Genomic DNA, 12,943 nt, shown 5'->3' with positions numbered 1-12,943 from the left:
CGCCGTCGGGGTCATCCCCGGCGGCGCAACGCCGGAAGGGCCGCCGAAAAGGCCGAGGAAAGCGCGAAGAGACCTGCCGCGATGCTGACGATGCTGGGCCCTGTCGGCGTGTCGAACTCAAGCGAGGCCATCAGCCCCCCGAGCGCCGCAACCGCGCCCAGTCCCATGGCCCAAAAGGCCATGGTTTCCGGCGTGCGGGCAAAGGGGCGGGCGGTGGCGGCGGGGATGATCAGCATCGCCGCGATCAGCAACGCGCCGACCACTTTGATCGCCACCGCGACCATGATCGCCAGCGCCAGCGTCAGGATCAACTGCTCGCGCCGTGGATTGCCGCCTGCGGCCTGTGCCAGATCGGGGTTCAGCGTCGCCGCCAACAGCGCCGACCAGCGCCACGCCAGCAACAGCGCCACCGCGACGGCTCCGCCCCAGATCACGCCAAGGTCAAAGCGCGTGACGGCAAGGATCTCACCAAAAAGGTAAGACGACAGATCGACCCGCTGCCCCGGCAGCAGGGACACGGCCACCAAACCAAGCGCCAGCGCGGAATGGGCCATCACGCCCAAAAGCGCGTCGGCGCTGACATTGCGGCCCGAAAGCGTACTGATCACCAGCGCCATGACAAGGGCCACCAGAAGCACGCCTGCGGTGATCGGCAGGTCGGTCGCCAGCGCCAGCGCCACGCCCAGTAGGGCCGCATGGCTGGTGGCATCGCCGAAATAGGCCATGCGCCGCCAGATCACGAAACAGCCCAAAGGGGCGGCGGCCAGCGCTACGCCAAGGCCCGCGAGGGCGGCGCGCAGAATGAAATCGTCAAGCATTCTCAATCTCTTGGTGGTGGCCGTCACAGGCGGCGCCGTGATGGTGGTGGTGATGGTCGTGATCGTGACGGTAAAGCGCCAGCGCGCCTTGGGTGCCGCTGCCAAAGAGGGCGCGGTATTCGGGCGCTTCGGAGACGGTCTCGGGCGTGCCTTCGCAGCAGACATGGCCGTTGAGGCAGAGCACACGGTCGCTCGCCGCCATGACGACGTGCAGATCATGGCTGACCATCAGCACGGCGCAACCGAGGTCTTGGCGCACGGCTTCGATCTGGCGGTAAAAGGCGGCGGAGCCGGGCTGGTCCAGCCCCTGCGTCGCCTCGTCGAGGATCAGCAGATCGGGCTTTTCCAGCAGCGCACGGGCCAGCAATACGCGCTGGAACTGCCCGCCCGAGAGGTCGACCATTTGCCGCTCGGCCAGTTCCGGCACGCCGGCGGTGGCCAGCGCGTCGCGGATCGCCTCGGGCTTTTGGCGACGCGGCAGGTTGATGAAACGGCGCACGGTGAGCGGCAGGGTCGCGTCGATCTGCAATTTTTGCGGCACATAGCCGATGCGCAGTCCGGGCTTGCGGGTGATCTTGCCCGCCGCCGGTTTCAGCGCGCCGATCAGCGCGCGCAGCAGGCTGGATTTGCCCGACCCGTTGGGGCCGACGATGGTGACGATCTCACCAGCGTCGATATTGAAGTTCACGTCGCGCAGGGCGATCTGACCGTCGTGGCGCAGGGTCAGGCCGCGCGTATTGATCAGGCTCATGCACCGGGCTCCTGACAAGCGGGGCAGAGGCCCTCGGCCTCAATCACGCTGCGCTCGATGCGGAACCCGGCGGCGCGGGCGGCATCGCCAAGGCGGCTTTTGTTCGGGGTGGTGTCGGCCTCCGCCACCGAGCGGCAGCTGCGACAGATCAGAAAGGCGGGCGCGTGATCCTCGCCCGGGTGCACGCAGCCGACATAGGCATTAAGCGCTTCGATCTTATGGGCAAGCCCGGCTTTCACCAGAAAATCCAAGGCGCGATAGGCCACGGGGGGCTGCGCGCCCAGCCCCTCGGCCGACAGGCGGGCGAGCAGGTCATAGGCGCCCAAGGCGCGGTGTTCCGACAGCAGGATCTCAAGCGCGCGGCGGCGCACCGGGGTCAGCCGCAGGCCGCGTTCGGCGCATTGCGCTTCGGCCACCTGCATGGTGCTCCGCACGCAGGCGGCGTGGTCATGATCACTGAATCCTATGGGGCGCATGGGGAACCTCAATTCGTTTCGGTATTGATATGTTATAACAGCGGTGTTAGCAAGGTGATACTATAACATTTTGAAGGTCTGCCATGTATCGTTTCACGCTCCCCGCCGCCGTTCTCGCCGCTGCCGCGTCGCCGCTTTGGGCGGATGTCCCCGCCGTTGCGACAGATATCGCCCCGGTGCATGGGCTGGTGTCGCAGGTGATGGAAGGGGTCGGCACGCCCGACCTCATCGTGCCGCCGCGCAGCTCGCCCCATGGCTATGCCATGCGCCCCTCCGAGGCGCGCGCGCTGAGCGGGGCCGATTTGGTCGTTTGGGTCGGCCCGTCGCTGACCCCATGGCTGGCCGATCCGCTGCAATCACTGGCGAGCAGCGCCAGCCATCTGGCCTTGATGGAGCAGCCCGGCACGCGGGTTCTGGCCTTCCGCGAAGGGGCGACCTTTGAGCCGCATAGCCACGGTGACGAGGGGCATGAGGGTCACGAGGGCCATGATCACGCCGAGGAAGGGCATGACCACGACGCGCATGGGCATGATGACCACGGTCATGACCACGAGGAACATGACCACGAAGAGCATGACCACGGCGACCACGATCACGAGGAGCATGACCACGACGACCACGATCACGAGGCGCATGACCACGAAGGACATGACCACGGGGATCATGACAATCCTGGCCATGGCGAGAAGGATCACGACGATCACGGTCACGACGACCACGGCCATGAAGGTCACGATCACACCCATGACGGCGACGATCCCCACGTCTGGCTCGACCCGCGCAACGGGCAGCTTTGGCTGGGCCAGATCGCCGAGGCGCTGGCGGAGCTAGACCCTGAGAACGCCGTGCAATATCGTGAGAACGCCGAGGCCGCTCAAGCCGAGCTTGCGGTCTTGGAGGAAGACATCGCCGAGACTCTCGCCCCGGTCAAAGACCGCCCCTTCATCGTCTTCCATGACGCCTACCACTATTTCGAAGCGCGTTTCGACATCGAAGCCCGCGGCGCCATCAGTGAGAACGATGCCCGTGCTCCGGGGGCGGCGCGCGTGGCTGAACTGCGTGACCTGGTGGCCGAGAGCGGTGCGAAATGCGTCTTTGCCGAGCCGCAATTCAACCCCGGCCTGATCGCCGCCGTGACCGAAGGGCAGGAGACCGGGACCGGCACGCTCGACCCGATCGGCGCGGATCTGGAACTGGGTGTTTCTTTCTACCCCGATCTGCTGCGCGGCATGGCGCAGAGCATGTCTGACTGCCTGTCGGATTGATTTAGGCGCTGGCTAATAGAAGCAGCCCAATAAAAAGTGGTGCAGCCGGGGAAGCTGCACCACATCTTACATGCTGAAATGACTTTTATAAAATTCTGATCAGACGGCGATCTTACCGCCGCCTTGCTTGGTAATGACGACCACCGCAGGGCGCGGGGGCATCTTGGGGTCGAAGTCGGGCCAGCGGGTGGCCGGGTCTTCAAAGGTGCTTTCCCGTTCGAAACCGGGAATGTCCTTTGTCCCGTCCGTGCCCGGGTGCTGCACCGCGACGAAGAGCGTTTCGCCATCCTCGGTGAAGTAAGGGCCGCACATCTCACCGCCCACGGGGCAGCGAAAGAAGAGCTTCGAGGTGCCGCGCGCTTCGCCTTCGGTTTCAAGCGCGTAGAGCCCGTCGGATTTGCCGGTCTTGCCCCAGCTGCTGCCCTGATCGGTGCTGATCCAGAGGCGCCCGTCGGCATCCATCGCGGCATTGTCGGGGCTGCCGAACCAGCCGTTTTCCGACGTCTCGGGGTTCCATTGCGCGCCGACCTCGGCCACCTTTGGGTCACCACATTGCACAAGGATCGACCAAGTGCCGCTGGCGGCGGCGTGGTCGGCATTCGCTTCCTTGATTTCGATGATATGGCCAAAGCTGCTTTCCGGGCGCGGGTTGGCGGCATTGGTGTCGCCCTGCTTGCGCTTGGTGTTGTTGGTCAGCAGGATATAGGCCGTGCCATCGCCGCGCGGCTGCGCGTCTTCGGGGCGGTCCATCGGGGTGGCGCCCAGCAGGTCGGCGGCCAGACGGGTGTCAATCATCACGTCGGCTTGGTCGCTGAACCCGTTTTCGGCGGTCAGCGGCCCGGTGCCATGCACCAGCGGCAGCCAGTTGATCGTGCCGTCCTCTTCGAACCGCGCGACATAAAGCGTGCCATCGTCCAGCAGATCGCCATTGGCCGCCGGATCATCGGAAACCGTTCCCGCAGAGACGTATTTGTATTGATAATCAAAGCGGTTGTCGTCGCCCATATAGACCACGAGCTTGCCATCTTTGCTCACCGTGGTCTCGGCGCCCTCATGGCGGAAGCGGCCCAGAGCGGTGCGTTTGACGGGGGTTGAGGTCGGGTCCATCGGGTCAACTTCCACGACCCAGCCGAACTTATTGGGCATGTTCGGCTCGGCATCCACGTTGAAACGGTCGTGTTTCTGACCCCAAGCGTACCACATGCCCGGCACGCCGTAACGGTCCCAAGATTTCTCTTCCGCGGCACCGGTGATGTCAGGCTTGCCGTCGGCATCCAGTTTGTCGGTCCAGAAATAGCCGTGGAAGTTTTCTTCGGCCATCAGCCATGTGCCCCAAGGGGTCAGCCCGCCCGCGCAGTTGTTGAGCGTGCCGATGACCTTGGTGCCGCTGGGGTCGTCGTTGGTTTGCAGCCGCACGTGACCGGCGGCGGGGCCGCTCAGCGTCATCGCGGTGTCAAGCGGGGTGATGCGGCGGTTCATCTTGCCGTCGCGCACGACCTGCCATTTGCCCGCCGCATCGCGGGCGATCTCGACGACCGAGCCGCCGTGGGCTGCCATTTCGATGTCGATCAACTCAGGCGTCATGCCTTTGAAGTTCACCTTGTCCTGACGGCCAAGACCGGGGAACATGACCTCTTCGTTGGTGTATTCGTGATTCACGCAGAGCAGCCCGCGACTGGCGTCGTCGTTCAGGGGCACGAAGCCGACATAGTCGTTGTTATAGCCGAACTGTTTCGACTGCGCAGCGGCGGTCTGGTTCATCACGTCGAATTCCGGCGCATCGGCGGTGATCGGGTCGCCCCACCGCAGCAGGATCTGCGCGTCATAGCCGGGGGCGACGTGGTGGGTTTCGTCATTGCCCCATGCCAGTTCGTCAAAGACATAGCGGCTGGTGGCGGCGCGGGCCTTGGACGGGGCGATGGCGGCGGCACTGCCGAAAAGCGCGGTGGTGGCGGAAACCCCAAGCATCCCGCGCAGGATGTCGCGGCGGCCATAGCGGGCGTTGATTACATCGCCGATGGTGCGCGACAGGTTCGCATTGGTGGGGATGTCGTCGAATGCCTCAAAGGCTTCGGCCTTGTTGCCGATGGCGGGGTCGTTGAGAATCTCGCGGCGGGTCATCATGCTTCCTCAGGTGACTTGGCTGGCCTCCATTTGCATCATGACTGTCACGGTTTTATGACGCGTCAGACTGTGCTGCGGCGAAATCCTACGATGAGTTGGCGCAGGCCCAAAGCCGCGCCCGCAAAGATCGCGGCGAGGGTCACCGGCCCGCTGAAGGCCAGCACCGAGATGGCCGAGATGCCTTGCCCGATGGTGCAGCCCATGGCGATCACCGCACCTGCGCCCATCAGCCCTGCGCCAAAAATCTGGCGGCGCAGTTCGCGCGGGTCTTCGCAGGCTTCCCAGCGGAAATGCCCTTGCCAGAGCGAACCCAGAAAGGCGCCGACCCAGACCCCCGCGACCGAGCCGATGCCAAAGCTGAGTGGGCGGACCGACCCCTGCATCGCATAGAGCAGCGTTTCTCCCACGGGGGCGGCATAGCTATGCGACATCAGCGTCTGCGCGCCAAAACCGGTCTGCGCCAGCCACGCCGTGCCCGCCCAGCCCGAGGTGATGGCAAGCCCGGCCATGGCGCCCCAGAACACTTTGCGCAGATCGCGGCGAAAGCTGCGGGCGCCGAGCATCAGCAGGCAGACCGCAAGGCCCAGCAGGATGCCGATCAGCGGCACCGATCCGCCCGTGAAGGCCGACAGCACATGTGCGATGCCGTCAGGCGGCCCCGCGTTCATCTGGCGCGGGAAGAGCAGGGCGCGCACCGGGGCAAGCGGGCCAGAGAGCACGGTAAAGGCCGCAAGCCCCATGACCAAGACAATCACGAAGGCGCGCAGGTCACCCCCGCCCAACCGCGCCAAAGCGCCAAAGCCGCAGGTGCCCGCCAGCGCCATGCCATAGCCGAAGATCAGCCCGCCAAAGACCGCAGGCGCCCAAGAGAAGGCAATCGTCAGGTGAAAGGCGCGGTCGAGGTTGATCAGCCCCAAGCCGGCAAGGGTGAAACTGCCCAGCATCGCCACCCCGATAGCCAGACCCCACATCCGCATCCGGTCGCCCGATCCGCCATAGAGCAGGTCTTCGATCGCGCCGAGGGTGCAAAACCGCCCCAGTCGTGCGGCGAGGCCCAGCAACACGCCGCCCAGCCCGCCCAGAAGGGCGGCGGTCAGCGGCTGGCCCCAAAGCTCAATCATCCTTGCAGAACAATTCGTAGACCAGTTCCAGCATTTTGCGGGGCCGGTCATCGGCAAGCCGGTAATAGATCGTCTTGCCATCGCGGCGCGGCGTGACCAGACCTTCGAGCCTGAGCCGCGACAGCTGCTGCGACACCGCCGCCTGTCGGGTGGACAGCAGGGCCTCCAACTCGCTCACCGATTTTTCGCCAGAGACGAGGTGGCACAGGATCATCAACCGCCCCTCATGGCTGATCGCCTTGAGGAAATTCGACGCGGTCACGGCATTGGTCAGCATCCGGTCCATGTCCTCTTGGGACATGTCGGGGGTCATCACGGGCAGGCTTGTCATTCGGTCGGGTCCTCGAAATCGGTCTTGTCGTGCAAGAGCGTATCAAGCATGGGCCAGAAGAACTCCGCACCGGGGTAGCCTTCGAGGCGACCCAATTCGACATCGTCTTCGACCAGCAAAAAGGTCGGGGTGAAGATCACCGCACGCTGCGGGGTGACGCTCTCTTCCACGGCGGAGATATCGACGCGGCGCAGCGGGGCAAAAGCCCCTTCGGCGGTCTTGGGGTAGGCGGGGGCAATCTCTTCGTCCCAACGTTGGCAATAGATGCAGCCGGGCTGTTCGACCATGACCAGTTCCACCGCTCCAAGGGGCAGGGCGGTCAGGGCCGCGAGGCTCAAGGCGGTCACTGTGCGGATCATCGGCTTGCCTGATTGACGTTTGGACGACACTCAACGTAATTTGAATATGTGAATTGTTCAAGCGCGGCGGACCAGCGCGGCGCGGGCGGGGGATAACATGTTCGACATCACCTATGCAGGCGCGCTTTTCGCAGGGCTGCTCAGCTTCTTTACGCCCTGCATTCTGCCGATGGTGCCATTCTACCTCAGCTATATGGCGGGGCTCAGCGTGACCGAATTGCGCGGCGATGGTGCAATCGCGCCGGGGGCGCAGCGGCGCTTGGTGTTGTCTTCGCTGCTCTTCGCGCTTGGGGTCACGACGATCTTTGTTCTGCTCGGCATGGGTGCCACGGCTATCGGGCAGGTGTTCACCCAGTACCTTGAGCCGCTGAGCTGGGTGGCGGCCGCGATCCTGACGGTCTTTGGCCTGCACTTCCTCGGCGTGATCAAAGTGCCGCTGCTCTACCGCGAGGCGCGGCTGGAGGGGGGCGGCAAGCCCACTTCGGTCTGGGGCGCCTATGTCATGGGGTTGGCCTTCGGCTTTGGCTGGACACCCTGCGTCGGCCCCGCGCTGGCGGCGATCTTGATGATTGCCTCGGGCATGGGCGATATCGCCCGGGGCGGGCTGTTGCTGGCCGCCTATGGCGCGGGGATGACCGCGCCCTTCGTGGTGGCCGCACTTTTCGCCAAACCGTTTCTTAACTGGGCCGCGCGGCATATGGCGCTGGTGCAAAAGGTGGAAAAGGCGATGGGGGTGATGCTGATCCTCTTTGCCGTGCTGATCGTGACCGGCGGGGTGCAACTGATCGCGGATGCGATGATCCGTTGGTTCCCCAGCTTCACGACGCTAGGATAGACGCAACAATCAGGAGGAGGACGCCAAGATGATCGGATCAAGGATAGGGGCCGCGGTGGCGGCGGCGATGCTGGCCTGGCCTTTGGCCGCGGCGGAACTGGGCGACGACGGGCTGCACAAGACGCCCTGGATGCGCGACACCTTCAAAGACCTGCGTGAGGATCTGGAGGAGGCTAGGGGCGAGGACAAACGTCTGATGCTGATGTTCGAACAGCGCGGCTGCATCTATTGCACCAAGATGCACGAAGAGGTTTTTCCCACCCCCGAAATCGCCAATTACATCGAAGAGAATTATTTCGTTGTGCAGCTGAACCTGCATGGCGATATCGAGGTGACCGATTTCGACGGGGAGACGCTTTCGGAAAAGCAGATGGCGCGGAAATGGGGGATTCTTTTTACCCCGACGCTGATGTTCCTGCCCCATGAGGTGGCCGAAGACACGACCGCGCCGCAGGCGGCGGTGGCGGTGATGCCGGGGGCGTTCGGCAAGGGCACGACGCTCGATATACTCACTTGGGTGAACGAGGAACGCTACGCGCTCGACGGCGATGAGGATTTCCAACGCTACCACGCGCGGATGATCCAAGAGCGCAACAATGGCAGGACCGATTGACCGGGGAAAGCGGCGCCGCACGGGGAAAGCTATTCAAAAGTTTGAATTTGTTGTTGCGCCGCGCCGCATCCCTGTCTTAGGGTCAGGTAAACCGGATCACACATCACCGTGATCGGCACTGGGAGGAAGTTTTCGATGATGAGATGGATCGCCGCCGCAATTGTGTCGGGCGCGCCCGTTCTGGCCGCCGCTGAAACCGTGGCACCTGCCGACGTGACCTATGATGACTATGGTTCGGTTGAACAATCCCTGACCGGGACACCCGGGGATGCCGCCAAGGGTGCGGCCATCGTCGGCAGCAAGAAAGCGGGCAACTGCGTGGCCTGCCACCAGATCAGCGCGCTCAGCGAGGTTCCCTTTCAGGGTGAAATCGGTCCGATGCTCGACGGGGCTGGCGACCGCTGGAACGAGGCCGAGTTGCGCGGGATCGTAGCCAACAGCAAGATGACTTTCGAAGGCTCGATGATGCCTTCCTACTACAAGACCAGCGGCTATGTCCGCCCCGGCGACGGGTTCACCGGCAAGGCGGGGACCGAGCCTTTGCCGCCGCTGCTGGATGCGCAGCAAATCGAAGATGTCGTGGCCTTTCTGGCAACGCTCAAAGAAGAGTGACGCGGCCCGCCCGCCGCGCTGAGCAAGCGGTGGCGGGGGACCGGTGCAAGAATCGCGATCAGCGCATCGTGGAACGGAATGACGGCGCCCCACGCCGCAGACGAATAAGGAGATGAGAGATGAACTTCTCAAGACGTGAAACTCTGGGCCTCGGCCTTGGCGCCATGGCGCTGACCATCCTGCCGGTGGGGGCTTCGGCCGCCACGGTGGACGAACTGATCGCGGAATTCACCGGCGGGGCCGACATGGCCGACACCGGCGTGACCCTGACCGCGCCTGAAATTGCCGAGAATGGCAACACCGTGCCAATCTCGGTAGAGGCACCGGGCGCTTCGGCGATCATGGTGCTGGCTGCGGGCAACCCGACACCGCCCGTGGGCACCTTCAACTTCGGCCCGCTGGCGGGCAGCCGCAGCGCCTCCACCCGCATCCGGCTGGCGCAGACCCAAGACGTCATCGCCATCGCCAAGCTGGAAGACGGCACGTTCGCCCGCACCAGCGCAGAGATCAAAGTTACAATCGGTGGCTGCGGCGGCTAAGCCCGCGCGCCCCAAATCAGGAGTTTAGAAAATGGCAGAAGGTGTAACACCCCGCGTCAAAGTGCCGAAAAAGGCCGAGGCCGGCGAGGTCATCACGATCAAGACGCTGATCAGCCACCCGATGGAATCGGGCCAGCGCAAGGACAGCGACGGCAACGTCATCCCGCGTTCGATCATCAACCGCTTCACCGCCGAGTTCAACGGCGAGAACGTGATCGACGTGAAGATGGAACCGGCGATGTCGACCAACCCCTATTTCGAATTCGACGCCACCGTTCCGGAAGCGGGTGAGTTCAAATTCACGTGGTACGACGACGACGGTTCGGTCTACGAAGAAGTCAAATCCATCGCCATCGGCTGACCCATCGGGTCAGCCAAGCGGCGCATGGAACAGGGAGGAAAGACATGAAATTCAAGGCAATGACTGCTGTCGCGGCGCTTTTGGTGGCCGCACCCACGCTGGGGTCCGCCGATGAGGAGGCCGAGCTTGTCGTCAACGGCGAGATCGAGATGGTGACCAAGACCGATGCGCCTGCGCATCTCGGCGGCGCCTTGCCCGAGATCATGTCTGGCTGGCGTTTCCGCTCGGACGAGACGCAGCAGCTTCAAATGGACGACTTCGACAACTCGGGCATGATCTTCGTCGATCAGGCGCAGGCGGCTTGGGACACGGCAGAGGGCAGCGAGGGCAAGTCCTGCGCCTCCTGCCACAACGATGTCGAAACCTCGATGAAGGGGGTCCGCGCGGTCTACCCGAAGTGGAACGAGGACGCGGGCGAGGTGCGCACGCTGGCGCAGCAGATCAACGACTGCCGCGAGAACCAGATGGGCGCCGAGCCCTACAAGTACACCGGCAGCCAGATGACGGCGATGGAGGCGCTGATCTCGGTTCAGTCGCGCGGCATGCCGGTCAACGTGGCGATCGACGGCCCGGCCCAGAGCACATGGGAGCAGGGCAAGGAGATGTACTACACCCGCTACGGCCAGCTTGAGCTGAGCTGCGCCAATTGCCACGAGGACAACTACGGCAACATGATCCGGGCCGACCACCTGAGCCAGGGCCAAATCAACGGCTTCCCGGTCTACCGTCTGAAAAACACCAAGCTCAACAGCGCCCATGCGCGCTTCAAGGGCTGCGTGCGCGACACGCGGGCCGAGACATTCAGCCCCGGCAGCCCCGAGTTCGTGGCGCTGGAACTCTACGTCGCCAGCCGCGGCAACGGCCTGTCGGTCGAAGCCCCCTCGGTGCGTAACTGATTTAATTTCCGGGCGTTTCGCCTGACCTGATCCCGCCCCCCGCATGGGGGCGGGGCCTTTCCCTGTTTTCAAGTGCTGGAGCGTAACATGCTGTCTCGCCGTGATTTTCTGCAAATGTCAATGGCCGCGGCCTCCATCTATGGCGGCTCGGGCTTCGGCAACTGGGCGCGGCTGGCGGCGCAGGACCGCTTTGATCAGGATGCGCTGCTGGAGTTCGAGAAGTTCGGCAATGTCACCCTGATGCATGTGACCGACATCCATGCGCAGCTGAAACCGATCTATTTCCGCGAGCCGTCGGTCAACATCGGCGTGGGCGAGAACCGCGGCAAGGTGCCCCATATCACCGGCGAGGATTTCCGCGTCCGCTACGGCATCGGCGGCGGCACGCCGTTGGATTATGCCCTGACCTACGACGATTTCGTGGCCCAAGCACAGGCCTACGGGAAGGTCGGCGGGCTCGACCGCGTGGCCACCGTGCTGAACGCCATCCGCGCCGACCGTCCCGACGCGCTGCTATTGGATGGCGGCGATACATGGCACGGCTCGATGACCTGTCTCAAGACCGAAGGGCAGGACATGGTTAACGTGATGAACGCGCTGAAGCCCGATGCGATGACCTTCCACTGGGAGTTCACCTTGGGCTCCGAACGGGTACATGAGATCGTCGAAGGGCTGCCCTTTGCCGCCCTCGGCCAGAACATTTTTGACCGTGAATGGGATGAGCCGGCGGAACTGTTTAAGCCCTACGAGTTCTTCGAGCGCGGCGGCGTGAAGATCGCCGTCATCGGGCAGGCCTTTCCCTATATGCCCATCGCCAACCCCGGCTGGATGTTCCCCGAATACTCCTTTGGCATCCGCGACGAGCATATGCAGCAGATGGTCGACGAGGTGCGCAGCAAAGGTGCTGAACTGGTCGTCTGTCTGAGCCACAACGGTTTCGACGTCGACAAGAAGATGGCCGGGATCGTCAAAGGGATCGACGTGATCCTCTCGGGCCACACCCATGACGCGCTGCCCGAACCGGTGCTGGTGGGCGAGACGCATATCATCGCCTCCGGCTCGAACGGGAAATTCGTCTCTCGCGTCGATCTGGACGTGCGCGACGGCAAGATGATGGGGCTGCGGCACAAGCTCATCCCAATCTTCTCGGACCTGATCACGCCGGACGCGGAGGTGGCCAAGCTGATCGATGCACAGCGCGCGCCCTTCCTTGAGGAACTGACCCATGTGGTGGGGCAGAGCGATGCGCTGCTCTACCGCCGCGGCAACTTCAACGGCACGTGGGACGACCTCATCTGCGATGCGCTGCTGAGCGAACGTGACGCCGAGATTGCGCTCAGCCCCGGGGTGCGTTGGGGGCCGTCGATCCTGCCGGGGCAGGACATAACCCGCGAGGACATCTTCAACGTCACTGCCATGACCTATCCCAATGCCTACCGCACGGAAATGACGGGCGAATTCCTGAAAGTCGTGCTGGAGGACGTCGGCGACAACCTGTTCAACCCGGACCCCTATTACCAGCAGGGCGGCGACATGGTGCGCGTCGGTGGCATGGGCTTCAAGATGGACATCGCCAAGCCGCAGGGCGAGCGGATTAGCGAGATGACCCTCTTGAGCACCGGCGAGCCCATCGACCCGCAGCGCAGCTATGTCGTGGCCGGTTGGGCCTCCGTCAACGAGGGCACCGAAGGCCCGCCGATCTGGGACGTGGTGGAAAGCCATATCTCGAAACTGAACACCGTGGGCGAAGGCGCCCGGACCCCAGTGAAAATCGTTCTGCCAAAGTAAGAAAAATGAGAATAGGGGTTCTCACATAGATACAAATTCAATAAAATGAATTTG

The 12,943-nt window shown here is 63.6% G+C and carries 15 protein-coding genes; 8 read left to right on the top strand and 7 right to left on the bottom strand.

Features of this window, described 5'->3' with window-relative positions:
- Positions 1–11: 11 nt before the first annotated feature.
- The 3 genes from HKX24_RS07250 to HKX24_RS07240 are packed head-to-tail and all read right to left on the bottom strand — an operon-like array spanning position 12 to position 2,045.
- Positions 12–818, bottom strand: coding sequence for a metal ABC transporter permease (locus tag HKX24_RS07250; RefSeq protein ID WP_271691566.1), 807 nt, complete (start codon positions 816–818; stop codon positions 12–14).
- Positions 811–1,569 carry a metal ABC transporter ATP-binding protein gene (locus HKX24_RS07245; RefSeq protein WP_271691565.1) on the bottom strand — a complete coding sequence of 253 codons (759 nt, stop codon included), beginning with the start codon at positions 1,567–1,569 and terminating at the stop codon, positions 811–813. The genes HKX24_RS07250 and HKX24_RS07245 overlap by 8 nt, the downstream gene beginning before the upstream one ends.
- On the bottom strand, positions 1,566–2,045 hold the full coding sequence (locus HKX24_RS07240; RefSeq protein ID WP_276153901.1) for a transcriptional repressor: 480 nt from the start codon (positions 2,043–2,045) through the stop codon (positions 1,566–1,568). Before HKX24_RS07240 ends, HKX24_RS07245 begins: the two co-directional genes overlap by 4 nt.
- An 83-nt stretch (positions 2,046–2,128) precedes the next feature.
- On the opposite strand from HKX24_RS07240, the gene HKX24_RS07235 reads away from it, so the two are divergent.
- Positions 2,129–3,310, top strand: a complete 1,182-nt coding sequence (locus tag HKX24_RS07235; protein ID WP_271691564.1) for a zinc ABC transporter substrate-binding protein — start codon at positions 2,129–2,131, stop codon at positions 3,308–3,310.
- Positions 3,311–3,409: 99 nt separating this feature from the next.
- Here HKX24_RS07235 and HKX24_RS07230 read toward each other — a convergent pair whose 3' ends face one another.
- The 4 genes from HKX24_RS07230 to HKX24_RS07215 form a co-directional block, all read right to left on the bottom strand.
- Positions 3,410–5,431, bottom strand: coding sequence for a PhoX family phosphatase (locus HKX24_RS07230; RefSeq protein WP_271691562.1), 2,022 nt, complete (start codon positions 5,429–5,431; stop codon positions 3,410–3,412).
- Between the two features lie 65 nt (positions 5,432–5,496).
- Positions 5,497–6,555 (bottom strand): YeeE/YedE family protein, encoded by a 1,059-nt coding sequence (locus HKX24_RS07225; protein WP_271691561.1) that lies wholly within the window; start codon positions 6,553–6,555, stop codon positions 5,497–5,499.
- A complete protein-coding gene (locus HKX24_RS07220; RefSeq protein ID WP_271691560.1) occupies positions 6,548–6,886 on the bottom strand; it encodes a metalloregulator ArsR/SmtB family transcription factor in 339 nt (112 codons plus the stop codon). Before HKX24_RS07220 ends, HKX24_RS07225 begins: the two co-directional genes overlap by 8 nt.
- Positions 6,883–7,245: a hypothetical protein gene (locus HKX24_RS07215; protein WP_271691559.1), complete on the bottom strand. Its 363-nt coding sequence runs from the start codon at positions 7,243–7,245 to the stop codon at positions 6,883–6,885. The genes HKX24_RS07220 and HKX24_RS07215 overlap by 4 nt, the downstream gene beginning before the upstream one ends.
- A gap of 97 nt (positions 7,246–7,342) precedes the next feature.
- Here HKX24_RS07215 and HKX24_RS07210 point away from each other — a divergent pair, with 97 nt between their 5' ends.
- The 7 genes from HKX24_RS07210 to soxB all read left to right on the top strand — a co-directional run bounded on the left by HKX24_RS07210 (position 7,343) and on the right by soxB (position 12,889).
- Complete coding sequence (locus HKX24_RS07210; protein WP_276153900.1) at positions 7,343–8,080, top strand: cytochrome c biogenesis protein CcdA; 738 nt, start codon at positions 7,343–7,345, stop codon at positions 8,078–8,080.
- Positions 8,081–8,108: 28 nt separating this feature from the next.
- A complete protein-coding gene (locus HKX24_RS07205; protein WP_271691557.1) occupies positions 8,109–8,693 on the top strand; it encodes a thioredoxin family protein in 585 nt (194 codons plus the stop codon).
- A gap of 138 nt (positions 8,694–8,831) precedes the next feature.
- Positions 8,832–9,305 carry a sulfur oxidation c-type cytochrome SoxX gene (soxX, locus tag HKX24_RS07200; RefSeq protein WP_271689955.1) on the top strand — a complete coding sequence of 158 codons (474 nt, stop codon included), beginning with the start codon at positions 8,832–8,834 and terminating at the stop codon, positions 9,303–9,305.
- A gap of 119 nt (positions 9,306–9,424) precedes the next feature.
- Entirely contained in the window at positions 9,425–9,844 is a 420-nt protein-coding gene (gene soxY / locus HKX24_RS07195; RefSeq protein WP_168613463.1) for a thiosulfate oxidation carrier protein SoxY, read from the top strand.
- A 31-nt stretch (positions 9,845–9,875) separates the two neighbouring features.
- Positions 9,876–10,205, top strand: coding sequence for a thiosulfate oxidation carrier complex protein SoxZ (gene soxZ / locus HKX24_RS07190; protein WP_168613464.1), 330 nt, complete (start codon positions 9,876–9,878; stop codon positions 10,203–10,205).
- A 44-nt stretch (positions 10,206–10,249) separates the two neighbouring features.
- Complete coding sequence (soxA, locus tag HKX24_RS07185) at positions 10,250–11,101, top strand: sulfur oxidation c-type cytochrome SoxA (RefSeq protein WP_271691555.1); 852 nt, start codon at positions 10,250–10,252, stop codon at positions 11,099–11,101.
- Between the two features lie 87 nt (positions 11,102–11,188).
- Positions 11,189–12,889 (top strand): thiosulfohydrolase SoxB, encoded by a 1,701-nt coding sequence (gene soxB, locus HKX24_RS07180; RefSeq protein WP_271691554.1) that lies wholly within the window; start codon positions 11,189–11,191, stop codon positions 12,887–12,889.
- The last annotated feature ends 54 nt before the right edge of the window (positions 12,890–12,943 follow it).

The organism is Sulfitobacter sp. M85 (genome assembly GCF_029285915.1).
Classification (GTDB): Bacteria; Pseudomonadota; Alphaproteobacteria; order Rhodobacterales; family Rhodobacteraceae; genus Sulfitobacter; species Sulfitobacter faviae.
The sequence above is the reverse complement of the archived record's forward strand: the minus strand, read 5'-3'. Positions and strand labels throughout refer to the sequence as shown.

What these genes read in the sequence shown, in the direction of transcription:
- soxZ (WP_168613464.1), top strand. Translation starts at nt 9,876, where the DNA reads ATGGCAGAAGGTGTAACACCCCGCGTCAAAGTGCCGAAAAAGGCCGAG.
- HKX24_RS07250 (WP_271691566.1), bottom strand. Translation starts at nt 818, where the DNA reads ATGCTTGACGATTTCATTCTGCGCGCCGCCCTCGCGGGCCTTGGCGTA.
- HKX24_RS07215 (WP_271691559.1), bottom strand. Translation starts at nt 7,245, where the DNA reads ATGATCCGCACAGTGACCGCCTTGAGCCTCGCGGCCCTGACCGCCCTG.
- HKX24_RS07220 (WP_271691560.1), bottom strand. Translation starts at nt 6,886, where the DNA reads ATGACAAGCCTGCCCGTGATGACCCCCGACATGTCCCAAGAGGACATG.
- HKX24_RS07235 (WP_271691564.1), top strand. Translation starts at nt 2,129, where the DNA reads ATGTATCGTTTCACGCTCCCCGCCGCCGTTCTCGCCGCTGCCGCGTCG.
- HKX24_RS07240 (WP_276153901.1), bottom strand. Translation starts at nt 2,045, where the DNA reads ATGCGCCCCATAGGATTCAGTGATCATGACCACGCCGCCTGCGTGCGG.
- soxB (WP_271691554.1), top strand. Translation starts at nt 11,189, where the DNA reads ATGCTGTCTCGCCGTGATTTTCTGCAAATGTCAATGGCCGCGGCCTCC.
- soxA (WP_271691555.1), top strand. Translation starts at nt 10,250, where the DNA reads ATGAAATTCAAGGCAATGACTGCTGTCGCGGCGCTTTTGGTGGCCGCA.
- soxY (WP_168613463.1), top strand. Translation starts at nt 9,425, where the DNA reads ATGAACTTCTCAAGACGTGAAACTCTGGGCCTCGGCCTTGGCGCCATG.
- HKX24_RS07225 (WP_271691561.1), bottom strand. Translation starts at nt 6,555, where the DNA reads ATGATTGAGCTTTGGGGCCAGCCGCTGACCGCCGCCCTTCTGGGCGGG.
- HKX24_RS07245 (WP_271691565.1), bottom strand. Translation starts at nt 1,569, where the DNA reads ATGAGCCTGATCAATACGCGCGGCCTGACCCTGCGCCACGACGGTCAG.
- soxX (WP_271689955.1), top strand. Translation starts at nt 8,832, where the DNA reads ATGAGATGGATCGCCGCCGCAATTGTGTCGGGCGCGCCCGTTCTGGCC.
- HKX24_RS07210 (WP_276153900.1), top strand. Translation starts at nt 7,343, where the DNA reads ATGTTCGACATCACCTATGCAGGCGCGCTTTTCGCAGGGCTGCTCAGC.
- HKX24_RS07230 (WP_271691562.1), bottom strand. Translation starts at nt 5,431, where the DNA reads ATGACCCGCCGCGAGATTCTCAACGACCCCGCCATCGGCAACAAGGCC.
- HKX24_RS07205 (WP_271691557.1), top strand. Translation starts at nt 8,109, where the DNA reads ATGATCGGATCAAGGATAGGGGCCGCGGTGGCGGCGGCGATGCTGGCC.